This is a genomic window from Lentzea sp. NPDC059081 (assembly GCF_042738015.1).
Lineage (GTDB): Bacteria > Actinomycetota > Actinomycetes > Mycobacteriales > Pseudonocardiaceae > Lentzea.
Genome location: NZ_JBHYGW010000010.1, coordinates 182,862 through 206,526, shown reverse-complemented (window position 1 = coordinate 206,526; position 23,665 = coordinate 182,862). Strand labels below are relative to the sequence as shown.

At 69.2% G+C, this 23,665-nt stretch carries 27 protein-coding genes and 1 riboswitch; of the genes, 13 read left to right on the top strand and 14 right to left on the bottom strand.

The genetic code is table 11. The features are described from left to right. Nucleotides 1-4 precede the first annotated feature (4 nt). Nucleotides 5-76, bottom strand: a riboswitch (cobalamin riboswitch). A 49-nt stretch (nt 77-125) separates the two neighbouring features. The 3 genes from ACFWV3_RS23555 to ACFWV3_RS23545 are packed head-to-tail and all read left to right on the top strand — an operon-like array spanning nt 126 to nt 3,171. Then, on the top strand, nt 126-1,106 hold the full coding sequence (locus ACFWV3_RS23555) for a hypothetical protein (RefSeq protein WP_382413700.1): 981 nt from the start codon (nt 126-128) through the stop codon (nt 1,104-1,106). After that, nucleotides 1,103-1,723, top strand: a complete 621-nt coding sequence (locus ACFWV3_RS23550; RefSeq protein ID WP_382413698.1) for a precorrin-8X methylmutase — start codon at nt 1,103-1,105, stop codon at nt 1,721-1,723. Before ACFWV3_RS23555 ends, ACFWV3_RS23550 begins: the two co-directional genes overlap by 4 nt. Next, nucleotides 1,720-3,171 (top strand): precorrin-2 C(20)-methyltransferase, encoded by a 1,452-nt coding sequence (locus ACFWV3_RS23545; protein WP_382413697.1) that lies wholly within the window; start codon nt 1,720-1,722, stop codon nt 3,169-3,171. The genes ACFWV3_RS23550 and ACFWV3_RS23545 overlap by 4 nt, the downstream gene beginning before the upstream one ends. Here ACFWV3_RS23545 and ACFWV3_RS23540 read toward each other — a convergent pair. The 6 genes from ACFWV3_RS23540 to ACFWV3_RS23515 are packed head-to-tail and all read right to left on the bottom strand — an operon-like array spanning nt 3,143 to nt 10,607. Next, nucleotides 3,143-3,844, bottom strand: coding sequence for a cobalt-precorrin-6A reductase (locus ACFWV3_RS23540; protein ID WP_382413696.1), 702 nt, complete (start codon nt 3,842-3,844; stop codon nt 3,143-3,145). The genes ACFWV3_RS23545 and ACFWV3_RS23540 overlap by 29 nt on opposite strands. Next, nucleotides 3,841-4,581: a precorrin-4 C(11)-methyltransferase gene (gene cobM / locus ACFWV3_RS23535; RefSeq protein WP_382413695.1), complete on the bottom strand. Its 741-nt coding sequence runs from the start codon at nt 4,579-4,581 to the stop codon at nt 3,841-3,843. The genes ACFWV3_RS23540 and cobM overlap by 4 nt, the downstream gene beginning before the upstream one ends. Further along, nucleotides 4,578-5,723, bottom strand: coding sequence for a precorrin-6y C5,15-methyltransferase (decarboxylating) subunit CbiE (gene cbiE / locus ACFWV3_RS23530; protein ID WP_382413694.1), 1,146 nt, complete (start codon nt 5,721-5,723; stop codon nt 4,578-4,580). The genes cobM and cbiE overlap by 4 nt, the downstream gene beginning before the upstream one ends. Beyond that, nucleotides 5,704-6,084: a TIGR03618 family F420-dependent PPOX class oxidoreductase gene (locus ACFWV3_RS23525; RefSeq protein ID WP_382413692.1), complete on the bottom strand. Its 381-nt coding sequence runs from the start codon at nt 6,082-6,084 to the stop codon at nt 5,704-5,706. Before ACFWV3_RS23525 ends, cbiE begins: the two co-directional genes overlap by 20 nt. A 7-nt stretch (nt 6,085-6,091) precedes the next feature. After that, nucleotides 6,092-8,290, bottom strand: coding sequence for a P-loop NTPase fold protein (locus ACFWV3_RS23520; protein WP_382413691.1), 2,199 nt, complete (start codon nt 8,288-8,290; stop codon nt 6,092-6,094). Between the two features lie 40 nt (nt 8,291-8,330). Further along, nucleotides 8,331-10,607 (bottom strand): chitobiase/beta-hexosaminidase C-terminal domain-containing protein, encoded by a 2,277-nt coding sequence (locus tag ACFWV3_RS23515; protein ID WP_382413793.1) that lies wholly within the window; start codon nt 10,605-10,607, stop codon nt 8,331-8,333. 177 nt (nt 10,608-10,784) lie between these two features. Here ACFWV3_RS23515 and ACFWV3_RS23510 point away from each other — a divergent pair, with 177 nt between their 5' ends. Next, nucleotides 10,785-11,624: a helix-turn-helix domain-containing protein gene (locus ACFWV3_RS23510; protein WP_382413690.1), complete on the top strand. Its 840-nt coding sequence runs from the start codon at nt 10,785-10,787 to the stop codon at nt 11,622-11,624. After that, a complete protein-coding gene (locus ACFWV3_RS23505; RefSeq protein WP_382413689.1) occupies nt 11,599-11,781 on the top strand; it encodes a DUF397 domain-containing protein in 183 nt (60 codons plus the stop codon). The genes ACFWV3_RS23510 and ACFWV3_RS23505 overlap by 26 nt, the downstream gene beginning before the upstream one ends. On the opposite strand, the gene ACFWV3_RS23500 is transcribed toward ACFWV3_RS23505, so the two are convergent. Genes ACFWV3_RS23500 through ACFWV3_RS23485 form a run of 4 tightly spaced genes read right to left on the bottom strand, consistent with a single transcriptional unit; the run spans nt 11,759 to nt 15,904 of the window. Next, on the bottom strand, nt 11,759-13,429 hold the full coding sequence (locus tag ACFWV3_RS23500) for a PAS domain-containing protein (RefSeq protein WP_382413688.1): 1,671 nt from the start codon (nt 13,427-13,429) through the stop codon (nt 11,759-11,761). The genes ACFWV3_RS23505 and ACFWV3_RS23500 overlap by 23 nt on opposite strands. 1 nt (nt 13,430) lies before the next feature. Continuing rightward, nucleotides 13,431-14,189, bottom strand: a complete 759-nt coding sequence (locus tag ACFWV3_RS23495; RefSeq protein WP_382413686.1) for an amino acid ABC transporter ATP-binding protein — start codon at nt 14,187-14,189, stop codon at nt 13,431-13,433. After that, nucleotides 14,176-15,009: an amino acid ABC transporter permease gene (locus ACFWV3_RS23490; protein WP_382413685.1), complete on the bottom strand. Its 834-nt coding sequence runs from the start codon at nt 15,007-15,009 to the stop codon at nt 14,176-14,178. The genes ACFWV3_RS23495 and ACFWV3_RS23490 overlap by 14 nt, the downstream gene beginning before the upstream one ends. Continuing rightward, nucleotides 14,999-15,904: an ABC transporter substrate-binding protein gene (locus ACFWV3_RS23485; RefSeq protein WP_382413683.1), complete on the bottom strand. Its 906-nt coding sequence runs from the start codon at nt 15,902-15,904 to the stop codon at nt 14,999-15,001. The genes ACFWV3_RS23490 and ACFWV3_RS23485 overlap by 11 nt, the downstream gene beginning before the upstream one ends. Nucleotides 15,905-16,050: 146 nt before the next feature. Between ACFWV3_RS23485 and trxA the strand changes: the two genes are divergently transcribed. The 7 genes from trxA to ACFWV3_RS23450 all read left to right on the top strand — a co-directional run bounded on the left by trxA (nt 16,051) and on the right by ACFWV3_RS23450 (nt 19,713). Next, the gene (trxA, locus tag ACFWV3_RS23480; protein ID WP_330850332.1) at nt 16,051-16,422 is read left to right on the top strand and encodes a thioredoxin; all 372 of its coding nucleotides are present in this window, start codon (nt 16,051-16,053) and stop codon (nt 16,420-16,422) included. Nucleotides 16,423-16,473: 51 nt separating this feature from the next. Further along, nucleotides 16,474-16,863: a phage holin family protein gene (locus ACFWV3_RS23475; protein WP_382413681.1), complete on the top strand. Its 390-nt coding sequence runs from the start codon at nt 16,474-16,476 to the stop codon at nt 16,861-16,863. Then, nucleotides 16,860-17,147 (top strand): DUF3618 domain-containing protein, encoded by a 288-nt coding sequence (locus tag ACFWV3_RS23470; RefSeq protein ID WP_382413679.1) that lies wholly within the window; start codon nt 16,860-16,862, stop codon nt 17,145-17,147. Before ACFWV3_RS23475 ends, ACFWV3_RS23470 begins: the two co-directional genes overlap by 4 nt. Then, entirely contained in the window at nt 17,144-17,413 is a 270-nt protein-coding gene (locus tag ACFWV3_RS23465) for a DUF4235 domain-containing protein (protein WP_382413677.1), read from the top strand. The genes ACFWV3_RS23470 and ACFWV3_RS23465 overlap by 4 nt, the downstream gene beginning before the upstream one ends. 80 nt (nt 17,414-17,493) lie before the next feature. Then, on the top strand, nt 17,494-18,012 hold the full coding sequence (locus ACFWV3_RS23460; RefSeq protein ID WP_382413675.1) for a VOC family protein: 519 nt from the start codon (nt 17,494-17,496) through the stop codon (nt 18,010-18,012). Nucleotides 18,013-18,025: 13 nt separating this feature from the next. Next, nucleotides 18,026-19,114 carry an S-(hydroxymethyl)mycothiol dehydrogenase gene (locus ACFWV3_RS23455; protein WP_382413673.1) on the top strand — a complete coding sequence of 363 codons (1,089 nt, stop codon included), beginning with the start codon at nt 18,026-18,028 and terminating at the stop codon, nt 19,112-19,114. Further along, a complete protein-coding gene (locus ACFWV3_RS23450; protein ID WP_382413671.1) occupies nt 19,114-19,713 on the top strand; it encodes an MBL fold metallo-hydrolase in 600 nt (199 codons plus the stop codon). The genes ACFWV3_RS23455 and ACFWV3_RS23450 overlap by 1 nt, the downstream gene beginning before the upstream one ends. Here the strand turns inward: ACFWV3_RS23450 and ACFWV3_RS23445 are convergent. The 3 genes from ACFWV3_RS23445 to ACFWV3_RS23435 form a co-directional block, all read right to left on the bottom strand. Then, complete coding sequence (locus tag ACFWV3_RS23445) at nt 19,710-20,135, bottom strand: hypothetical protein (protein ID WP_382413670.1); 426 nt, start codon at nt 20,133-20,135, stop codon at nt 19,710-19,712. The genes ACFWV3_RS23450 and ACFWV3_RS23445 overlap by 4 nt on opposite strands. Further along, nucleotides 20,066-20,998 (bottom strand): pentapeptide repeat-containing protein, encoded by a 933-nt coding sequence (locus tag ACFWV3_RS23440; protein WP_382413668.1) that lies wholly within the window; start codon nt 20,996-20,998, stop codon nt 20,066-20,068. The genes ACFWV3_RS23445 and ACFWV3_RS23440 overlap by 70 nt, the downstream gene beginning before the upstream one ends. Nucleotides 20,999-21,064: 66 nt before the next feature. Further along, nucleotides 21,065-21,823 (bottom strand): enoyl-CoA hydratase/isomerase family protein, encoded by a 759-nt coding sequence (locus ACFWV3_RS23435; protein ID WP_382413667.1) that lies wholly within the window; start codon nt 21,821-21,823, stop codon nt 21,065-21,067. Nucleotides 21,824-21,904: 81 nt separating this feature from the next. Between ACFWV3_RS23435 and ACFWV3_RS23430 the strand changes: the two genes are divergently transcribed. Next, entirely contained in the window at nt 21,905-22,894 is a 990-nt protein-coding gene (locus tag ACFWV3_RS23430; protein WP_382413665.1) for a DUF2332 family protein, read from the top strand. A gap of 22 nt (nt 22,895-22,916) precedes the next feature. On the opposite strand, the gene ACFWV3_RS23425 is transcribed toward ACFWV3_RS23430, so the two are convergent. After that, complete coding sequence (locus tag ACFWV3_RS23425) at nt 22,917-23,654, bottom strand: SDR family oxidoreductase (RefSeq protein ID WP_382413663.1); 738 nt, start codon at nt 23,652-23,654, stop codon at nt 22,917-22,919. Nucleotides 23,655-23,665: the final 11 nt, after the last annotated feature.

The window sequence follows — 23,665 nt, the reverse complement described above, 5'->3', positions numbered from 1 at the left end:
AGCGGAGTTCCTGACTCCCAGCGGGTTCGCTGGTCACAGTGGCGGGACCGCGCCGGATTCGCACCGGCTTCCTCCTGCGCTTCGTCGTTCGGGCTCACCCTAACCGGCGGGTTACAGTCCGACCTATGCGTAGTCACCCGGATGCCTGCCCTGGCGCGGTCGAGCTGCATGCCGCAGCAGACGGCGGCCTGGCACGCATCCGGGTTCCGGGTGGCACCCTTTCCGCCGCCCAGTGGGACGTCGTACGGGCCGCTGCCGCCGAACTGGGCAACGGCGTCATCGAATTGACCTCACGGGCGAACTTGCAGCTCAGGGGCGTGGCGGACAGCCTGGAGCTAGGTGACCGGTTACGTGCGGCGGGACTGCTCCCGTCGTTCAGCCACGAGCGCATCCGCAACATCATCGCGGCGCCGCTGGAGGACAACCAGGCGCTGGTGGACGAGATCGACGCCGCCCTGTGCGCGGACCCGTCGCTGGCCGCGCTGCCCGGCAGGTTCCTCGTCACGGTTGGTGCCGCGGTGAGCGGCCTGCGTGGTGACATCGGCCTGGTCGGGGACGTGCTGCTGCTCGCCGGGACCGATACAGGTGTCCGAGTTCACGATCCGGCCGACGCCGTCGTCACCGCCGCCCGGCTGTTCCAGGAGCTGCGCGGCACCGCGTGGCGCCTGTCCGAAGTGGACGACGGTGTGCGAAAGATCACCGCGCACTTCGGGGTCGCCGCCTCGGACCGCATCACCCCGGCTGTGACTCCTGTCGCACCTTCACCTTTGACACCAGGCGTTCCACTCGGCCGGCTCGACGCGCACAGCCTGCCCGGCGTCGCGCTGCGGCTCACCCCGTGGCGCAGCGTGGTCGTCCCGCCCGGCACCGACACGTCCGGCCTGATCACCGACCCTTCCTCCCCCTGGCACGGGGTGAGCGCGTGCACCGGACGACCCGGCTGCGCGAAGTCGTTGTCGGACGTGCGCGCGGACGCCCGCGCCTGGCTGGGGACCCCGCACTCGCGGCCCGTGCACTGGTCGGGCTGCGCACGCCGATGTGGTCGTCCGGCCGGTGATGTGATCGAGTTCGTCGCGACCGGCGACGGCTACGAGGAGATCAGGTGACGGAGTACATCAGGGACGGGGCGGAGATCTACCGCCAGTCCTTCGCCACCATCCGCGCGGAGTCGGACCTCACCCGGTTCCCCGCCGACGTCGCGCAAGTCGTCGTCCGCATGATCCACGCGTGCGGCATGACCGACCTGCCGGACGATGTCGCGTTCTCGCCGAACGTCGTCCGCGACGCCCGCGCGGCACTGCGCGACGGCGCCCCGATCCTGTGCGACGCCAACATGGTCGCGTCCGGTGTCACCCGCCGCCGTCTGCCGAAGGACAACGAAGTCCTGTGCTTCCTGCAGGATCCGCGTACCCCGGCACGAGCGCAGGAGATCGGCAACACCCGCAGCGCCGCCGCTCTCGAGCTGCTCGCGGACCGCTTCGCGGGCGCCGTGATCGCGATCGGCAACGCCCCCACCGCGTTGTTCCACCTCCTCGACCTGATCGCCGCCGGGGCACCACGACCGGCCGCGGTGCTCGGCATCCCGGTCGGGTTCATCGGGGCGGCGGAGTCGAAAGAGGCTTTGGCGGCAACGGATCTGGAGCACCTCGTGGTACGCGGCCGGCGTGGCGGGAGTGCCATGACGGCGGCGGCCATCAACGCGATTGCGAGCGAAGAAGAATGACGGGCAAGCTCTACGGCGTCGGTCTCGGTCCCGGCGACCCGGAACTGGTGACGGTCAAGGCCGCGCGGCTCATCCGCGAGGCCGACGTGATCGCGTTCCACAGCGCCCGCCACGGCCGCAGCATCGCCAAGACCATCGCGGAGCCGTACTTCCGCGAAGGCCAGATCGTCGAGCAGCTCGTCTACCCGGTCACCACCGAGGACACCGACGACTACCAGGGCGAGATCGACGCCTTCTACGAGGTCGCCGCCGCCCGGCTCGCCGCGCACCTCGACGCCGGGCGTGACGTCGTCGTGCTCGCCGCGGGCGACCCGTTCTTCTACGGCTCGTACATGCACATGCACAAGCGGCTCGCCGGCAGGTACGAGTGGGAGGTCGTGCCCGGCGTGACGTCGGTCAGCGGCGCGTCCGCTGTCCTCGGCACGCCGCTGGTGGAACGCGACGAGGTGCTCACGATCCTGCCCGGCACGCTGCCGCCCGCCGAGCTCGCGGCCCGCCTCGCCGACACCGACAGCGCCGCGATCCTCAAGCTGGGCCGCACCTTCGGCAACGTGCGCGAGGCCTTGGCGAACGCGGGCAGGCTCGACGGCGCCTGGTACGTCGAGCGCGCCACCTCCCGCAGGCAGAAGATGCTGCCGCTCGCCGACGTCGACCCCGAGACGGTCCCCTACTTCTCGATCGCCGTGCTGCCCAGCGGGTCCAAGCCGCGCAAGCCCAGGGGCGAGGTCGTCGTGGTCGGTCTGGGTCCCGGTGCGCGGAACTGGCTCACGCCCGAGGCCCGCCAGGAGCTCGAAGCGGCCGACGAGCTGGTCGGCTACTCGACCTACCTGAACCGCGTTCCCGAACGCCCCGGCCAGAAGCGGCACCTGTCGCACAACCAGGTCGAGTCGGAACGTGCCGCGTTCGCCCTGGACCTGGCCCGCCGCGGTTCGAGGGTCGCCGTGGTCTCCTCTGGCGACCCCGGCATCTTCGCCATGGCCACGGCGGTCCTCGAAGTCGCCGCGGAGAGCCCGGAGATCCCCGTGCGGATCGTTCCCGGTGTCACGGCCGCGAACGCCGTGGCGGCCAAGGCGGGCGCGCCGCTGGGCCACGACTACGCGGTGATCTCGCTGAGCGACCGCCTCAAGCCGTGGGAGGTCATCTCCGAACGCCTGACCGCCACCGCCAAGGCCGACCTGGTGATCGCGATCTACAACCCGGCGTCCAAGGCGCGCACGCACCAGGTCGCCGACATGCGCGATCTCCTGTTGCAGCACCGGAAGCCGGAGACGCCGGTGGTCGTGGGACGCGACGTCGGCGGCCCCGAGGAGGAGATCCGGGTGCTGACGCTCGGTGCCCTCGACCCCGCCACGATCGACATGCGCTGCCTGCTGATCATCGGCTCGTCGCAGACGGTCGTGACCGAGCGGGGAGTCGTGTTCACGCCCCGGCGGTACCCAACCACCTGACGGCGGCGTCGACGTCGGCCACCGTCTCCGCGGGCGGCAGCGGTGGCCGGCGCACGATCACGACCGGAATCCCCAGCCGGCGCGCGGCTTCGAGCTTGGCCGACGTCATGCGGCCACCGCTGTCCTTGGTGACCAGCACGTCGATCCGGTGCTCCCGCATCAGCGCCAGCTCACCGTCCACGGTGAACGGACCCCGCGACAGCAGCACCTCGATCCGCTGGGGCATCGGCGGTTCCGGCGGCTCGACCATCCGCGCCAGGAACCACTGCGGGCACCCGGCGAACTCCGCCAGGTCCTGCCGCCCGGTCGTGAGGAACACCCTGGAACCCGGAATCGCCCGTGCGGCCCCGGCCACGTCGTCCACCCACAGCCAGCCGGGCTGAGGGTCGAAACCGGGCCTCCGCAGCACCAGGAACGGCACACCGACCCGTGCGCAGGCCTCGAAAGCGTTCGCGGTGATCTGCCGCGCGAACGGGTGCGTCGCATCGACCACAGCGGTGATCCCGTTGTCCCGCAACCACTGCGCCAGCCCGTCGACCCCGCCGAACCCGCCGATCCGGACCTCGCCGACGGGCAGCGCGGGAGTGCTCACCCGGCCGGCGAGCGACGACACCGCGGGCACTCGAGCGGCCAGCTCCCGCGCCTCCCCCGTGCCGCCGAGGATCAGGATCATCGAACGCGCGTGGCCGAGTACAGGTGGCTGTCCGGGAACTGCGTGGCCCCCAGCACCTGCCCGACGACGATCACCGCGGTCCGCTTGATGCCGGCGGCCGCGACCTGCGCGGCGATGTCGTCCAGCGTCCCGCGCAACACGATCTCGTCCTCACGCGACGCGTACGCGACCACCGCGACCGGGCAGTCGGCGCCGTAGTTCGGCACCAGCTCGGCGACCACCTCGGTGATCCGCTGCACGGCCAGGTGCAGCACGAGCGTGGCGTGGCTGCGGCCCAGCGTGTCCAGCTCCTCACCCGGCGGCATCGGCGTGGCGCGCTGCGACGTCCGCGTGAGGATCACCGTCTGCCCCACCCCAGGCACGGTCAGCTCGCGCTGCAACGACGCCGCCGCGGCCGCGAACGCCGGCACCCCCGGCGTCACGTCGTAGGCGATGCCCAACACGTCCAGCCGGCGCATCTGCTCGGCCATCGCGCTGAACACCGCCGGGTCGCCGGAGTGCAGCCGGGCCACGTCCAGCCCCTGCTCCGACGCCGCCGCCAGCTCCGCGACGATCTCGTCCAGCGTCAGCGACGCCGTGTCGACCCTGCGCGCGCCCTCGGGGCAGAAGTCCAGCAGCTCCACCGGCACCAGCGCGCCCGCGTACAGGCACACCGGCGACGACTCGATCAACGACCGCCCGCGCACCGTGATCAGGTCGGCGGCCCCGGGACCGGCCCCGATGAAGTGCACGGTCACTTCGTCACGCTCCACGTCGTCACAGGCATGTGCGGCCGCCAGCCGGTGAACCCGCCGACCGCCGACCCCCGGTTCACCGCGATCCGCACCAGGTCGCCGCCGAGCCGCGCGTACCACTGCGCGACCACGGCCTCGGACTCCAGCGTCACGGCGTTGACCACGAGCCGCCCGCCGGACGGCAGCGCGTCCCAGCAGGCCTGCACCACACCCGGCACGGTCAGCCCGCCGCCGATGAAGATCGCGTCGGGCTTCTCCAGCGGCTCCAACGCCTCCGGCGCGCGTCCGATGTGGACCTGCACGCCCGGAACGCCGAGCTTCGCCGCGTTGCGCACGATCCGCTCGGCCCGCTCCGCCGACTGCTCGACGGCGATCGCCCGGCACGTCGGGTGCGTCCGCGCCCACTCGATCGCGATGGACCCGGACCCCGCGCCCACGTCCCACAGCAGCTGTCCCGGCAGCGGCGCCAACCTCGACAGGGAAATCGCCCGCACCTCGCGCTTCGTCAGCTGGCCGTCGGTCTCGTAGGCGTCGTCCGGCAGTCCTGGCGCGCGAGAATACGCCTCACCCGCGTACTCCACGGCGATGACGCACAACGGGTCCGCGTCCTGCCCCGCCCACTCGTAGACCCGCTCGGCCGGCCCGCCCAGCTGCTCCAGCACGGTGACCGGCCCGGCGATCCCGGCGACGACCTCCGGGTCCCCGCCCAGCACGAGCGCGCGCCGTCCGGGACTCAGCGCGGCCCTCAGCAGATCAGGTGGCCGCCCGACCAGCGACACGACCTCGACGTCGTTCAACGCCCACCCGAGCCGCGCCGCCGCGAGCGACACCGACGACGGGTGCGGCACGACCGTGACGCGCGAGCCGAGCAACCGGACCAGGGTGGTGCCGATGCCGTGGAACATGGGATCGCCGGAGGCGAGCACGCACACGTCCCGGTACTTCCCGAACAGCTCGGGCAACGCCGGTACCAGCGGCGACGGCCACGCGACCCGCTCGAACTCCCCCGGCACCAGGTCGAGCTGCCGCTGCGACCCCATCAGCACCTTCGAGCCCGCGACGGCCCGTTGAGCGGCCGGCGACAGCCCGTCCCACCCGTCGGCGCCGACACCGACAACGACGACGTCAGACCGTTCCGCTGACACGCTGCACCTGAATCTCGATCACGACGCGTGTCGGGTTCACCCGCGGCTGCCGGTATCGCTCCGCGTACCGGCGTTCGGCGTCGGCGACGGACTCCGCGTCGTCGCGGACGACCGCGGGACCCTCCAGCGTGGACCACCGGCGACCGTCCACCTGGCACACCGCCGCGTACCCGGCCCTGCGGACGTGCTTGACCTTCCACGAGGCCCCGTCCGTGATGACGCGCGCGACACCGGTCTCCCGGTCGAGCGTGACGCCCACCGGCACGACCTGCACGGTGCCGTTCGCACGCACCGTCGATAGCGTGCACAGGTGCCGCTCTGACCAGAACTCGGCGAACTCTGCGCCCCGCTCGATCGACATGCACGCATCATGCACAAGTGGCGGCCGTGAAAGAAAATCGCCGCACCAGCGGCAGCCACTTCCGGTACACGGCCAGGTCGTCCGGCACCGCGAGATCGCCGACCAGCCGGTCCCTCTCCTGCCGCCAGTCCCGGCCCGACTCGATGGCGTCGAACAGCGCGTCGGCCTGTGCGGACCGGCCGACCAGCACGGCCAGCAGCACCAGCACGACCCGGTAGTCGGCGTCGAGGAACTCCGGCGTCGCCGACCTGGCCTTGACCAGCCGGTACAGGTTCACCAGGCGCTTGGCGGCCCGCGGCGTGCGCACCAGCCCGGCGAGCCCCTCCAGGTAGAGGACCTCCGGCCCGGTGATCCGCATGCCGCGCGGCATCAGGTCGTACGACCCGCCCGGCACATCCTCGAGCGGCACCGGCTCCCGCACCGGCGGCAGGTCCTGGTTCTCCACCAGCGGCGTGAGGTAGCTCGCCTCCCCGAACTCGTCCTCGGCGAGGTCGGACACCAGCCGCCGGAACCCCGGCCCGTCCATCGGCCGCAGCGCGAACGACACCTGGAAGATCTTCTCCAGGTAGTCGACGGGGTCGTCGAGCATGTCGGCGTAGTGCTGCCTCAACGCCCTGAGCAGCCACCGCGCGTCGACGCCGACCACGACGACGAACACCGGTTGCGCGAGCAGCAGGTGCACCGCCTCCAGCACCTTGATCACCACGCCGGGCGGGCACCGGTCGAGGTCGTCGACGTACAGCACGATCCGCTCGGGACCGGCCTCGCTGTTCGCGAGGATCGCCGCGAACATCTCCAGGTCCTTGCGCACCAGCGAGACGACGCCGAGGTGCTGCCGGTAGTCGCCGTCACGGGTGCGGGCGTACTCGGCGACGTCCGGCGCCAGCTCGGCGATCGACCGCTCCAGCCCCTCGATCTCCTCGTCCAGCGCCGCCAGCCGGGCGTCCAGCGGGTCCTGGCGTTCGGTCAGCTCCCGGAACCACGTCACCGCCTTCGACGCCCTGACCAGCACCGGCGTGACCGCCAGCACGGACGCGGCGAGCGCGGCCGGCCACTTCACCGAGGCGAAGAGCAGCAGCCCGACGACCAGCACCCCGAGCAGCAGCGTGACGATCGCCGTCCTGTCCCGGCGGATCTGCCCCCACACGAACTCCGGCACCTTGAGGTTCGGCGTCACGAACGACAGGTCACCCTCGCCGAGCTGCTTCGCGAGCCTGCGCCGCGCCGACCCGGCGACCTTCTGCTGCTTGGCCACGACCGCCATCCGTTCCAGGCGGACGGTCGCCAGCCGGTCGACCAGCGAGGACTTCTCCTCGCGCTGCTCGGCGAACTCGTCGGCGATGCGCTCCAGGTCGTGCGCCGACCCGCCGGCGAGGCTGTCGAGGATGTGCGTGGCGAGCGACGCCCACAGGTCGGCCTCGACGTAGTGCCACGCGTTGAACCGGACCTGCCGGACCTTGGAGCAGTACGCGGAGCTGTCCGCGTCGGCGGAGCGCCGTGCCAGGTCGGCGACGCGCTGTTCCACCTGCCGCATGAAGAAGCTCTTGCCGCTGCCCCAGTTCCCGAACAGCCCGATCGACAGCGGCGGCTTGATGAGCCTCGACGCCACCAGGTCGGAGAGCATGGCGACGTCGGCGTCGATCCCGAGCCGGTCGGTCCCTGCCTCGTCGTCCGCGCGGTAGCCCGCGTGCACCCGGATCGGCCCGAGGCGGCGCACCTGGCTGAGGAACTCCGGCACCGTGTCGACCTCGGCCAGTCCGGGGTAGAGGCGGCGCACGGCCGCCTTCTCGTCCTCGCTGAGGTGGATCGACACCCGGACTACGACGCCGTCCTCCGCCCACGCCCGCCAGTCCTGGCCGGTGGCCGACACGAACGCGATGACCCAGCGCGGGGTCGTCCTGTCGACGCGAGCCAACGGAACGCCGTAGTCGAGCCACACCACCGAGTCGGGGACGGGCGGGGTGCCGTCCGCCGGGTTCACCGCGATGGGCTTGTCCGGCAGCACCCGCAGCAGGGCCTCGTACACGGCCCTGCGCGCACCTGCGCCGCCCGGCTCGGTCTCCACGAGGAGAACTCCAGGACGGCGCAGGGCGCGGTCCAGCTGGGCGTCGACGTCGCGCGGCAGGTAGACGCCGGGAGAGCCGTTCGGCTCCTTCAGCAGTCTGGTCCGGTCGACGTCGCGCACCCGGGGAAGGTCATCCGCCACGGGGGACGATTGTGGCGGATGACCAACCCTTGCGCGTCGGTTACGGGTAGTTGACGACGTTCACCGGGACGGTTCCCGGCGGCGTCACCGCACCGACGTTGTTCACCACGTGGGTGATCGTTCCCTGGTAGTTCAGCGAGACGGTCAGCAGGTTGTGCAGCTTCACGCCGGACCGGTTGGGCACCTCGAACGCGTTCTCGGCCCGCACCGACGGGTTGACGTTGAAGAAGCAGTAGCTGCCGAGCCCCCACGCCTCGTGGTTCTGGACGTTGTCGCCGACCTTGTAGGCCGCGTACCCGGCCTGCCCGTTCGGCCTGTTCCACGTCGCCTGGTTCGGCACGTCGTACGGCATCTCGTTCTGGAAGAAGAGGGTCCGCCCGCGTTCGCCGTTCCAGATGACCTGGTACTTCTGGTAGTGCTCGACGAACAGGCCGGTGGCCAGCACGTCGTTGCCGTTCACGACCAGGCCGGTGTCGCCGATGGCCTCGTTCCAGCCCCAGGTCCCGGAGTTGCCGTGGTCGGCGCGCCAGATCCAGGTGTGGTCGATGATCGTGTTGTTGCTGTTGACCACCAGGCTGTTCGTCGCCTTGCCGGCCACCGCGCCGCCGACGCGGAAGAACACGTCCTGCAGCGTGGTCGGGTTGGACGAGTGCGACGCCGACGAGCCCGACGGGCCGACGGTCAGCAGCGACGGGGACAGGGTCGTGCCCGCGTCGAACAGGATGCCCTTGATCCGCACGCCGTCGACGTCGGCCACCTGCATGGCGGTGACGCCGTTCTGCGGCACGATCGTCGCGTAGCCGATGCCCAGCACGACGGTGTTCGGCCGCGTGATGTTGATCGTCTGGTTGACGTTGTAGATGCCGGGCGTGAAGAACAGGTTGCAGCCCTGGGCCAGTGCCGCGTTGATCGTCGAGGCCGTGTCACCGGACTTGACGACGTAGAACTGGCTCATCGGCAGCGAGCTGCCGGGCGTGCCGCCGTTGACCCACGACGCGCCGGAGGCGTTGGTGCGCAACGAGGGCAGGAACACGCGGTACTTGCCGCTCTCGAAGTAGAGGTACGGCACGTCGCGCGAGATCGGCGTGGTGCCGAGCGTCGTCTCCGGCGGGTTCGGGAACGTGTTCGCGGGAGCGCCCGGCGTTCCGGAGAACACCATGTTCCAGACGCCGCCGTTCCAGCCGCCGTTGTAGTTGGAGTCGCGCGTGTACCACTGCTGCTGCGAGACCGAGGCGGTCTGACCGGACACGCGGGTGTCGGCCGTGTAGCCACCGGACGCGAAGCCGTACGACGCCGGGTAGAGCGCCAGGTTGCCGCGGACGTCCATGCGGCGGAACGGCGCGGCCTGCGCCACGGCCCAGCGGTTGGTGCCGCTGCTCGGGTTGACGGCCATGTTCTCCGCGGAGCGCCAGAAGTTCTGCAGCGCCACACCCTTGTCGGACTCGTTGAACGCGTCCACGGTGATGTCGCCGTTGATCACGACGTCACCGGGGTTGCGCCCGAGACCGCTGACGGACGTGTAGTAGCCGACGTCGTCGTGCACGCCGTACGTGCCCGGCTTGAACAGGTGCGCGACCCGGCGGGGCGCCATCTGCGCGGTCAGCGTGTCCTTCTGGTTGTTGAAGTCCGTGTCGAGCTGCGCCTGGATGCTCTGCATCGACATGCTCGGGTCGAAGATCCGCGTGTTGGAACCGAAGTTCGGGGTGTCCGACTGGACGCACCCCTGCGTCGTGCCGATCGTGTAGGTCGCGCTGGCGACCGACGAGTTCGCGAGCCCGGACTTGAAGCCGATCGCGTTGATCGTCCGGCTGCTGGTCACGGAGATCGGCCCGCTGTAGACCGGCGAGCTCGACGTGGGCGTCGATCCGTCCACTGTGTACCGGATCGTCGCGCCGCTGGTGGAGGTGGAGATCGTCACGGTCTGACTCGACGTGTACGCACCCCCCGGCGGGCTGAACGTCGGCGTCGCGACGGGCGCCTGCGTGCTGCCGTGCGTGTAGGAGAAGTGCGGGGTGTCGTACTGCGGCCCGCTCTTCTCGTAGGTGAACCAGTACTCGATCACCGTGCCCGACGACAGCGACCCCACGGTCTGCTGCCACGTGCCGGAGTTGTTGGTCATGCGGAAGTTCTGCTGGTTCACACCGGAAACCAGGTAGTGCACGTCGACGTACAGGGCAGGGGTCGTCGGCGTGAAGTTGATCCTCGCCTGAGTGGCGTCCAGCGCCGTCACGCTCTGGGTGTAGTCGTCGGCCGCGGAGGCGGCGGACGACGACACGAATGACGACAGGGCAATCGCTGTGGCGGCCAGACCGGCCAGCCATCTCACCTTTGAGAGCGCTCTCACAGCTTGAACGGTAAACACGATGTGACGTGGAAGGGAAGAGGCAAGTTGCGAGAAAGTAACTGGACTCGACCGGTATGCGAACTCGCGCGGCCACCGTTTTCACCCGAACGAGGCGGGGCTTGAAGTTCTTGCAAGCCATAGCTTCGGCGCATGACTGCATCCACGGCGTACAGCAGGGACCTGGGCGACGAGCTCCGCCGCCTGCGGGAGACCTGCACGGGCTTGAGCGGGAACCGGCTCGCGTTGAAGCTCGGGTGGGACCCGAGCAAGGTGTCGACGATCGAGCACGGGAAGGCGCGGGCGAGCGAGATCGACCTGGTGCAGTACCTGTCGATGTGCGGGAAGGACATCGACTTCGTGGCGGAGTTCCGGCGTCGGTACCAGTACGCGTTCGACGAGTACCGGGTCCAGGTCTCGGATGAGCTGCGCACGGTCGCGATGGCCGAGTCCACCGCCAGGACGATCACCAGCTACTCGCCTCAGTCCATGCCCGGTTTGCTCCAGACACCCGAGTACGCCGATGGTCTCTACCGCATGACCGGAGTTGTGACTGAGGCTCGCATCCCTGCCCTGGTCCAGTTCCGCACGGAGCGCCAGTCGATCCTTCGGCGGCACGATCGGCCGAGTTGCTTGTTCTACGTCCATGAGCACGCCCTGCAGTTGCAGGTAGGAAGCAGCGCGATCATGCGGGACCAGTACACCCGGCTGTCGTTCCGGACGCACACCCTCCGGATCGTGCCAGCGACCGCGCCGATCGCGGCTACGAGCTGCGTGCTGTGGGAGTTCGAGAAGTCGCGGCCGGTCGCCTTCTGCGAGACCAACCTCGCCAAGGTCTTCGTGGAGGATCCAGGGGCAATCGCGCGAACGAGGTTGCTGTTCGATCGCCTGGATGAGGTCTCCTTGAGTCCGGAACAATCGCGGAGCAAGCTGGCGGAGTACGTCAGCCGACCGCGAGAGGGACTCGATGACTCAGGACCGCACCTGGCGTAAGAGCAGCTTCAGCGACGGCACCGAGGAAGGCGAGTGCGTCGAGGTCTCGCTCGCCCACAACGCGCTGGTCCGGGACTCGAAGAACGCGAGCGGCGACGTCCTCGCGTTCTCCTCCCCCGCCTGGGCAGCGCTGCTCAGGTGCCTCGGTTCTCGTTGAGGTAGTTGTAGATCGTGTAGCGGGTGACCTCCAGGACACCGGCCAGGTGGTCGACCGAGTCGCGGATCAGGAAGAAGCCGGCCTCGTCCAGCACCCGCACGACCTGCGACTTGTGCACCTTCTTCATCAGCTCGACCGGCACGCCGACGTCGGCGATCGCCTTCTCGACCAGCACGCGTTGCAGCGTGTCGACGTCCTGCGGGAACGACTCGACGGAAACGGGGCCGGACGCCTCGTGGGCCGCGAGTTTGTTGACGCACAAACAGCCGACCGCCACCCCGGCGGCGTCGCGGACGAAGGTGGTCGAGGACCAGATCGCGCGGCCGTCGGGGGCGTAGGTCTCGTAGCCGGGCATGTCCGTGGTGGTGCCGCGGCGGACGAGACCCAGCAGCAGGTCCGTCATCGGGCCGCCCACCTGGCGGCCGGTCAGGGAGCCGGCGATGGCGATGATGGAGTTCGGCAGGCGGGACAGGTCGTGCACCACGACCTCGGTGTCCGGGCCCAGGGCCGAGGCCAGCGAGTCGACCGTGGGCACCAGAGCCGACAGAGCGGCCGGGACCGGTGAGGACGACGAACCCGACAGCGACTTCAGGGCGGCACGGACGCGTTCCAACGTCCCGCGCGAGGTGGAGGCGTGCGGCGACAGGCGGACGTGCTCGGGGCGGATCGTGGCGGTGATGCCGAAGGCGTTCAGGGCCTCGCCCACCACGGACGCGGCCTCGGGCATGGTGAAGGCGAGGATGCCGGCGCGGCGGTCGCGGGCGGAGACGATCTGGCCGCCGCACGACAGGACGATCTCCTCCAGCTCGGCCACCAGGGCGCTCACGGCGGAGTCCAGCGAAGGAACGCCGGCCAGCTCCACCAGTTCCAGGGCCTCGGCGAAGGCGCCGGAGACGACCGGGGACAGGTTGGTGATGTTCCAGGAGGCGGCGTCGGGGGCGGCGGAGTGCACGGCGTTGTCGAACAGGCCCGCGTCGACGGCGCCGGTCCAGCCGGACAGCACCGGCGAGAGACGTTCCAGGGCGCGGTCCGACAGAACGACGAAACCGGTGCTCCAGCCGGCGCGCAACCACTTCTGGCCACCGACCACCAGCACGTCGGCCAGTTCCCACGGTTCGTCGACCACGCCGAAGCCCTGGATGCCGTCGACCACCAGCAGGCGGTCGCCGATCGCCTCGCGCAACGCGGCCAGGTCCGCGCGGTAGCCGGTGCGGAAGTCCACAGCGGACACCGACAAAGCCGAGACGGCAGCAGACAAACCGGAAGCAACGGCCGAAGCGGTCACCGGGCCGTCCAGCACCACCGAAGGAAGCCCGGCCCGCACCCACGGGTAGGTGTTGGACGGGAACTCCGACGCCGAGTACATCACCGTGCCGGACAGGCCGAACGCCGCCTGGAACAGGCCGATCGACGTGTTCGGCACCAGCGCCACGTGGTCGGTGTCCGAGCGGCACAACCGCGCCACGGCCGCCTTCACGCGTTGTTCCTCGCGCATCAGCGTGTCCACCGTGGACGGACCGGCGAGCGACGCCTGTTCCATCAGACGCGCGGTCGCCGTCACCACCGGGAGCGACGGCGGGCCGAAGCGGGCGAAGTCGAGATACCCCTCCGGTTCGCGGAACTGGGAGAGGTACGAGGCGTCGATCAACTCAGAGCACCTTTGCGAGGAACTGTTGCGTGCGCGGCTGCTGCGGATTGTCGAGCACGTCGGACGGGCTGCCGGTCTCCACGACGGCGCCGTCGACGAGGAACACCACGCGGTCGGCGACCGAGCGGGCGAAGCCGATCTCGTGGGTCACCACGATCATCGTCATGCCGTCGCGGGCCAGCGAGGTCATCACGTCGAGCACCTCGCCGACCAGCTCCGGGTCCAACGCGGACGTGGGCTCGTCGAACAGCATCAGCTTCGGTTTCATCGCCAGGGCGCGGGCGATCGCAACACGCTGCTGCTGACCGCCCGACAGCTGGGCCGGGTACGAGGCGGCCTTCTCTGCCAGCCCCACCCGCTCCAGCAGGGCCAGCGCCTCCGCGCGCACCTCGGCGCGGCCCCGGCCCAGCACCTGGACCGGGCCCTCCATGATGTTCTCCAGCGCCGTGCGGTGCGGGAACAGGTTGAACCGCTGGAACACCATGCCGACGTCGCGGCGCTGGTGGGCGGCCTCGCGTTCGCGCAGCTCGTGGAGCTTGCCGCCGCTGGAACGGAACCCGACCGGCACGCCGTCGACCCAGATCCGGCCAGCGTCGATCGTCTCCAGGTGGTTCACGCACCGGAGAAAGGTGCTCTTGCCCGCGCCCGACGGCCCGAGCAGGCACACGACCTCCCCGCGCTCCACCTCCAGGTCGATGCCCTTGAGCACCTCGGTGTGGCCGAACGACTTGCGGACTCCGACCGCCTCAACGAGGGCCATAAGCACGCTCCAGGTAGTGCTGCCCGATCGACGCGAGGGAGACCATCACGAGGTACCAGGCCGCGGCGGCGAACAGGGTCTCCATGATCTCCAGGTTGCGCGAGGAGATGTTGTTCGCGGCGTGGATGAGCTCCAGGAAGGCGATCACCGACGCCATCGAGGTGCCCTTGATCATGTTGATGAAGTTGTTGCCGGTCGGCGGGATGATCACGCGCATCGCCTGCGGCAGGACGACCCGGCGCAACGTCGTCAGCGGCGTCATGCCGATCGACTTGGCCGCCTCCGTCTGCCCGGCGTCGACACTGCTCAGGCCCGCGCGGACGATCTCGGCCATGTAGGCGCTCTCGTTGAGCCCCAGGCCGAGCAACGCCGCCACGAACGCCGTCATGACCACGTTCGTCGGCACGGAGAACAGCATCGGGATGCTGATGTTCTGGAACACCAGCGCGAGGTTGAACCAGATCAGGATCTGCAGCAGCACCGGCAGGCCGCGGAACAGCCAGATGTAGCCGACCGCGAACCACCGCGCGACGGGGTTGGCCGAGAGCCTCATCAGCGCCACGACGACACCGAGGACGATCGCGCCGCCCTGGGCCGCGACCGCGAGGACGATCGTGTTGACGACGCCCTCGAGCATCGCGGGGTGCGTGAAGAACCCCGGCACGTCCTCCCACTGGATCTGCGCCTCGGCCATCGCCCAGCCGAGCCCGGCGAGGACCAGGAGGATCACCGCGCCGCTGACCCACCGCCACGGGTGGCGCAGCGGCACGACGACGAGCTCGTCGCGCCGGAGCTCGCTGGTCTGAAGATCACTTGCCATTGATCGCGGCCTTGGTGATCGCACCCTGCTTGATGTCCCAGGTGGTGAGGATCTTGTCGTAGGTGCCGTCGTCGATCAGCGACTGCAGGGCGCCCTTGATCGCCTCGGACAGCTGGGCGTTCTTCTTGTTCACGCCGATGCCGTACGGGCCGCCGTTGATCGGCGCGAGCGGCACGACCTCGAAGTACTGGCCGTCGCCCGCGGTCTTCGAGACGTAGACGGCGGTCGGCAGGTCGTTCAGGATCGCGGCGACGCGGCCGGTGCGCAGCTGGTTCTGGTTACCGGTGTCGCTGTCGGTGACGCTGAGCTGGACCTCGGGCTTGCCCGCGGCTTTGCACTTCTCGCTCTGCTCCTTGGCGAACTGCTCCTGCGAGCTGCCGAGGTTGACCGCGATGCCCTTGCCGCACAGGTCGTCGACCGACTTGACGCCCTGCGGGTTGCCCTTCTGCACCATGATCGTGATGCCGGAGGTGAAGTAGTCGACGAAGTCGATCTTCTGCTGGCGCTCCGCGGTGTCGTTCATCGCGGCCATGGTCACGTCGACGCGGCCGGTCTCGAGGCTGGTGATCAGCGAGCTGAACGCCATGTCGCTGTGCTCGGCCTTGAGCCCGAGCTTCGCGGAGATCGCCTTGACCAGGTCGACCTCCGACCCGAGCGGCGTCTTGCCGTCCTGGTCGTAGAAGTTGTTCGGCGGGTTCTGGATGTTCGACCCCACCCGCAGCTTGCCGGCCGAGGCGATCTCGGCCGGGAGCAGCGCGGCGAGCTTGTCGTCCTTCTTGACCGAGCCCAGGTCGGACGACGGGGACGTGGACGTCTGCGAGCTGGTGTCAGACGTGGACCCGCAGGCGGCGAGCCCCAGTACGAGCAACGAGGTCACGAGCAGGCGCGGCTTCATGGCGGGGACCGTACAACGCCGAGTTGAAGACGTCCACAAAAAGTTGAACAGAACTTTTCGGTCAAGCGTGAGCGGCAGCACCCCGGGAATTCCATCGACGCCCGCTTCGTTGACCCGATAGCCACCGGCAAACGAGGAGGACCCACATGGCGACGGTCGAGCTGACCACGGAGAACTTCGACGAGGTGGTCGGCGGTTCCGGCATCGTCCTGGTCGACTTCTGGGCGGAGTGGTGCGGTCCGTGCCGCGCGTTCGGGCCCACGTACGAGGCCGCGTCCGCCAAGAACGAGGACATCACGTTCGGCAAGGTCGACACGGAGGCGCAGCAGGAGCTCGCTGCCACGTTCGGCATCCGGTCGATCCCCACGCTGATGATCGTGCGCGAGGGCGTCGTGCTGTTCTCGCAGCCGGGCGCGCTGCCGGCCCCCGCCCTGGACGACCTGATCGAGCAGGCCCGCAAGGTGGACATGGACGAGGTCCACGCGAAGGTCGCCGAGGCCCAGGCCCAGCAGGGCTGATCGGTGTACAAGGGCTGATTGGAGCAACCCGGCTCGGGGTAAACGACGTGCATGAACACCGACACGTCGACCGCGCAGCTGGTGAACCAGCTGTCCGAGCAGGTGAGCAGGCTCGCGCGCGATGAGATCCGTCTCGCCGTCGCCGAGCTGAAGGACAAGGGCAAGCACGCCGGTGTCGGCGCCGGGATGTTCGGCGCGGCCGGCGTGTTCGCGTGGTGGGGCGGGCTCAGCGTCGTCGCGGGCCTGATCCTGCTGCTGGCACTCGTAGTTCCGCCGTGGGCGGCCGCGTTGATCGTCGCGGCCGCCCTTCTGCTGTTCGCGGGGGTCTTCGCGCTCGTGGGCAAGGGCCAGGTCAAGCAGGCCGCCCCGCCGGTGCCGCGGCAGGCGATGGACAACGTCCAGCAGGACATCGCGACGATCAAGGAGAGCGCACACCGATGAGCGACCCCAAGGAACAGCTCCAGCGCGACGTCGAGCGCACCCGCCGCGAGCTCGGTGAGACCGTGGAAGCGCTGGCGCACAAGGTCGACGTGCCCAGCCGCGTCAAGGAGCAGGCGCACGAGACAGTCGTGCGGATGACGGCCGCGACCGACCAGGCGATCAGCTCGCTGCCCGACCCGGTGGCGGAGCAGGTCGAGAAGGCCCGCCGGCACCCCGCGGCGATCGCGGCCGTGCTGATCGCGCTCATCGCCGCCATCTGGGCGATCACGAGGAGGAACGCATGAAGCTCCTGTACCGCCCGCTGGGCATGCTGGTCGGCGCGCTGGGAGGGTTCCTCGCGACCGCGATCTTCGGCCAGATCTGGAAGCTGATCGCGGGCGACAAGGAGGCGCCGAGCGCCACGATGCGCAACCGCGCGTGGAGCGAGGTGCTGCTCGCCGCGGCGCTGCAGGGCGCGATCTTCGGCCTGGTCAAGGCCGCGATCGACCGCGGCGGCGCCAAGGGCTTCCAGAAGCTCACCGGCGAGTGGCCCGGCGACGAGGAAGACTGACCGACGCCTGAGGAGCCCGGCCCGCGGCGGCCGGGCTTCTGGTCATGCGGAAGCTTGAACACTCAACTACCCTGCTGGGCATGCCACAGCCAGAGGGTGCCGAGCTGGAAGCCGTCAGGGCCAAGCGCGACGAGCTGCGCGAGCGCTACGTGAAGCCGCTCGCCGAGCGGGGTGGTTCGCCCACCCGCGGCGTGCACCACATCGCGCTGATCTGCAAGGACGTCGAGGAGACGATCAAGTTCTACCAGGAGTTCCTCGGCTTCCCGCTGGTGGAGCTCGTGGAGAACCGCGACTACCGCGGCTCCAGCCACTTCTTCTTCGACCTCGGGGCCAAGAACCTGCTGGGGTTCTTCGACTTCCCCGGTCACGACCACCCGGACTTCTCCGAGACGATCGGCGCCGTGCAGCACCTCGCGCTGTCGACCTCCCCCGAGCGGTTCGACGAGATCAAGGCCAAGCTCGACGAGGCGGGGATCGAGTACCTGGGGCCCGACCGGGGCGTCGAGGACAGCCTGTACATCCGCGACCCCAACGGTGTAGGGATTGAGTTCTACCGGGAAGTTCTCGGCGAGTTCGAAGGCACGACGCTCATCAAGTAGGAACGGAGTCGCAGTGGCGCAAGAGGTCAAGGGCATCGTCGCCCGGGGCAAGGGTCAACCCGTCGAGCTGACCTCGGTGCTGGTGCCCGATCCCGGCCCCGGCGAGGCCGTCGTGCAGGTCCAGGCGTGCGGCGTCTGCCACACCGACCTGCACTACCGCGAGGGCGGGATCAACGACGACTTCCCGTTCCTGCTGGGCCACGAGGCCGCGGGCGTCGTGGAGTCGGTCGGCGAGGGCGTCACGGACCTCGCGCCCGGCGACTTCGTGGTGCTGAACTGGCGCGCCGTCTGCGGCACCTGCCGCGCCTGCAAGCGCGGCAAGCCCTGGTACTGCTTCTCGACGTTCAACGCCTCGCAGCCGATGACGCTGACGGACGGCACGAAGCTCTCGCCCGCGCTGGGCATCGGCGCGTTCGTCGAGAAGACGCTCGTCCACTCGGGACAGTGCACGAAGGTCGACCCGTCGGCCCGCGCGGCCGCCGTCGGCCTGCTGGGCTGCGGTGTGATGGCCGGTGTCGGCGCCGCGGTGAACACCGGTGGCGTCACGCGCGGCGACTCGGTGGCCGTGATCGGCTGCGGCGGTGTCGGTGACGGCGCCATCGCGGGCGCGCGCATCGCCGGTGCCGGCAAGATCATCGCCGTCGACACCGACCCGCGGAAGCTGGAGTGGGCCAAGGGTTTCGGCGCCACGCACACGATCAACGCCCGTGAGGTCGACGACGTCGTGACGGCGATCCAGGACCTGACGGACTCGTTCGGCGCGGACGTCGTGATCGACGCGGTCGGCCGCCCCGAGACGTGGAAGCAGGCGTTCTACGCCCGCGACCTCGCCGGAACCGTTGTCCTGGTGGGTGTTCCGACGCCGGACATGAAGCTCGAGATGCCGCTGATCGACTTCTTCTCGCGCGGCGGCTCGCTGAAGTCCTCGTGGTACGGCGACTGCCTGCCCTCGCGCGACTTCCCGATGCTCGTCGACCTGTACCAGCAGGGCCGCTTCGACCTCGACGCGTTCGTCACGGAGGAGATCGCGCTCGACGGCGTCGAGGGCGCGTTCGAGAAGATGCACCACGGCGACGTGCTGCGCTCGGTCGTGGTGTTCTGATGGCACTGCGCGTAGACCACGCCGTCACGTCCGGCACGTTCTCGCTCGACGGCGAGACGTTCGACGTCGACAACAACGTGTGGGTCATCGGCGACGAGTCCGAGTGCGTCGTCATCGACGCGCCGCACTCCGTCGACGACATCCTGAAGGTCGTGGACGGGCGCCGCGTCGTGGCGATCCTCCTGACGCACGCGCACGACGACCACGTCCGGGTCGCACCGGACCTGGCGCACGCGACGAACGCGCCGATGGCCCTGCACCAGGCCGACCACGTGGTCTGGTCGCTGACGCACACCGGCGTCATCCCGCACCAGGCGCTGGAGGACGGCCAGGTGATCACGGTCGCCGGCGAGGAGATCCACGTGCTGCACACGCCGGGCCACTCGCCCGGCTCGGTGTGCTTCCACGTGCCGTCACTGAAGGCGGTGTTCACCGGCGACACGCTGTTCCAGGGCGGGCCGGGCGCGACCGGCCGCTCGTTCTCGGACCGGCCGACGATCGAGCAGTCGATTCGGGAGAAGCTACTGACGCTCCCGAAGGAGACCGTGGTGCACACGGGCCACGGCCCGGACACGACGATCGGCGACGAGGTCTTCTAGCCACCATTCACTCGGGTCTCAACCGGCCGTTCCGTGATCACGCCGTCATCGCCGACAAGCCAGTTCTTCGGCCAGATCGAGCGGATGGCGGCCTCATCTCCGGTTGAGACCCGAGCAGAGGCGGACGCGCGAAAGCCTGGCTGCAAGCTGAAACTCGCGCCCGCCTCACCCGTGAAGATTGAGACACCCCCGAAAGAAGCATCGCCGAAACACAGTTCGCCGCCCATGACATCGACAAAGTCGACTCCACCGTCAAATGAGGTTCTCTCGAACTGACCGCCGCCCTCAAATGCAACGGAGTCGAAGCTCGCTGCATCCCTAGGAAGCCAGTCATACGAGTCGGCGAACCCTTCTAATGCGAGATGGAACTTCGCATCATCAAATGCAGCAACCCCCTTGAATCTGGCGTTCCAGAACTCCACCCCATGGAAAATGACTTGAAAAATAGCCCCTTCGACTCAAATTTCACATTAACAAAACGCACGAAATGCTCGAATTTTGCCTTACTAAATCTGGCATCCTCCACAAAGACGGCATCATTAAAGTCCGTCACACCCGCGAATACAGCCCCCCTGAAGCTGACTTTACCGAACCGACATTCACTAAAGTCCACATCAACTAAGGTAGCGCCTTCGAGCCTCAGGTCCACCGTCTCACCCCAGAAGGTCGCTTCAGATTCGGACCTTAGATGAGATGCGAGAACCAGCTGAACAGCACTGCGTACCTCCAACTCCTGGACCCGCTCGCGATGGTCGACATCATCGACATCACCGGGTGGCCGGTAAGGCATTCGCAGGTAGGCGCACCATAGATTGACGATCGTCTGGCGGTGTTCGGGGTTGTCCTGCGCCAGCCGTTCCAGCGCATAGATCCCTGCCAGACGAACCGGTGCCTTGTCAGAACCGAGCTGCTCACTCGCCTTCGCATAGAGCTCGGTGACGCGCCGATCATCCGCATCTTTCTCGGTCGACGCAGCCACCCGTTCAGCATGCAGCCGATTATGCTCCGCGATCTCGGCCTGAAGCTGGTAGGCGCGAGCCACATCATCCTGGTCGCGTTCCTTCTGTGCCAGACTCACCTCGGTAGAGTGCTGCCGGCGCCATGCGAGATAGAGAGCAAAAGCGCCTCCACTGCCAAGACCAATACTCAAGCCGGTCTTCAACGCCTCTAACCGAGCAGTCACAAGGTCCTTGCCGGACAACCCAGCCGTGCCCGCCCACCACAACCAGACGACCAGACCCGCCGTGAAGATTGCGATTCCAGCAGCAACCAGGGCAATTACCATACGGGGCATGGGTGCCAGCGGTGTGCGTGGGGTTGGCTGGGGTAGCGGTGAAGTCACGTCAAGACTCTAGAACCGCGGCGGCCGCTTCTCCAGGAACGCCGACACGCCCTCGGCGTAGTCGGCGCTCGAGGCGGCCTCCGCGTACAGCGCCCGCACGAAGTCGTCCTCGTGCCCGCCGTCGGTGATCGAGTTGACGATCTTCTTGGCGCCCCTGACACTCACCTGCGCCCGCCCGGCGATCTGTTCCGACAGCTCCTTCACGCGGGCGTCGAGCGAGTCCACCACCTCGTTGACCAGCCCGATCCGCAGCGCCGTCGCCGCGTCGACCAGGTCGGCCGAGAACAGGATCTGCTTCGCCCACGCCGGCCCGACCACGTCCACGAGCTGCCGGGTCGACGTGAAGTTGTAGACGATGCCGAGCTTCGCGGGCGTGATGCCGAAGCGGGCGTCGGCCGCGGCCACCCGGATGTCGCAGGCGAGGGCGATCTCACAGCCGCCACCGACGCAGAACCCGGAGATCGCCGCGATCGTCGGCTTCTCCAGCCGCACGATCGCGCGCTCCCCGTTGTGCACGGCCTCGCCGTAGTGGGCGGCACCGGCGGCTCCCCTGCGCAGGGTCGAGAACTCGGCGATGTCGGCGCCGGCGGAGAAGTGGTCACCGCCCCGGATCACGAGCACGCGGACGCTCTCATCTGCGGAAACCTCGGCCATCAGACCGGGCAGGGCCGCCCACATCTCGTAGCTCATGGCGTTGCGCTTGGCGGGGCGGTTGATCGTCAACGTGGCGACCGGGCCGGTCGCGGACAGCTCCAGGAACTCGCTCACGATCCGCACGATACCGACAAGCCCTTGCGGTACATGCAATCTCGCATGGATCACACGCGTTCACGTGCTTGTAAAGTTCCGGTGCCGACGAGGGGAGGCAACGTGACGGCGGCGAGCATCGGCGCTTCCACTCTTCGAACTTTCTCCGTGCGGTTGCGCACGACAGCACCGGTTTCGGCGCGGATCCTGTCCGAGCTCGCGGGCGAACTGGACCGCGGCGGGGAGGTCGCCGACCTGCTCTGCTCGCACAGCGCCGTGCACAGCCCGTTGTTCGGCATCCAGGCGCTCGCGGGCGTGCGGATGCTGATGCTGTCGGGCAAGGCGCTGGACCTCAGCCAGCGGTTCGCGACCGCCCACTCCGCGGCGATGGCCGGCGAGTCCGACTCGGCGGCGCTGCTCACGTGGCTCGCGGCGAAGAAGGCGATCGTCGAGAACGCGGGCGACATCCTCGCCGCGCTCGACCGCACGGTGCAGCAGCACCAGCCCAAGACGGCCGGGTACCTGCTCCGCGGGCTCACGATGATCGGCGCGCCCAGGGTCCGGCTGCTGGAGCTGGGCGCGTGCGCGGGCCTGAACCTGATCCTCGACCGGTACCGCTGGTTCGGCCTCGGCTGGGAGTGGGGCGACACCGACTCCCCCGTCCGCCTGGCCGCCATCGGGCCGCAGCCGCCGACCCTGGAGATCGTCGACAGGGCCGGGTGCGACCTGCAGCCGCGCGACCCCGCGGACCCCAAGCACGCGATGATCCTGCACTCGTTCATCCCGCCGGAGCACGACTCGCTGCGGTGGGACCTCGACGACGCCATCGAGCTCGCGACGAAGGTCGGCGTCCGGGTGGCCCGCTCCCCCGCCGGGCGGTGGCTGCGCGAGAACCTGGTGCCGCCGGAGGAACGGGACGTCTACACGGTGGTCTGGCACAGCTCGTTCTGGGCCTACCTGACCGAGGACGAGCGCAACGAGATCGAGACGACGCTGACCGCGGCGGCGGGGTCGATGCCGCTCGCGCGCGTCGCCTACGAGTCGACGGACTTCCGCTCGAACCCCCGCCTGACGGTCACCATCTACAGCTGATCACCTGTCCACTGTGGACTTCCTAGGCCTGGGCGGTCGGCCGGACGACGATCTCGTTCACGTCCACGTCGTCCGGCTGCTCCAGCGCGAACGCGATGGCGCGGGCGATGGAGTCCGGCGGGATCGCGATCTCGTCCCGCAGACCGGCGATCTGCCGCCGCACCTCGCCGTTGCTCGACGCCTCGGCGAACTCGGTGCGCACGAAGCCGGGGTACACGGTGGTCACCCGCAGCGAGGGCCCCGCCTCCTGCCGCAGGCCCTCGCAGAGCGCCTGCACGGCGACCTTGGAGGCCGCGTAGACGGCCATGGACGGCAGGACCCGGAACGCGGCGGTGGAGGCGGTGGTGACGAAGTGGCCGGACTGCTGCTCGCGGAACACCGGCAGCGCCGCCGCGATGCCGTGCAGCACGCCCTTGACGTTGACGTCGATCATCGCGTCCCACTCGTCGACGCGCAGGTCGTCGAGCGGTGAGATCGGTCCCACGCCGGCGTTGCCGACGAGCACGTCGAGCCTGCCGAACCGCTCGCGGGCCAGTGCCACCAACGAGTGCAGGTCCTCCCGCCGGGTCACGTCGACCTGCGTGTGCACGGCCGTGCCACCGGCCTCCTCGATCCTCGCCACCAGCTTCGCGAGGCGGTCCTCGCGGCGGGCTCCGAGCACGAGCCGCGCTCCGCGTTCGGCGAGCAGGAGTGCGGTCGCCTCGCCGATCCCGCTGCTCGCTCCGGTGATCGCCACGACCTTGTCGTTGAGTGCTGACATGACTCCAGCCT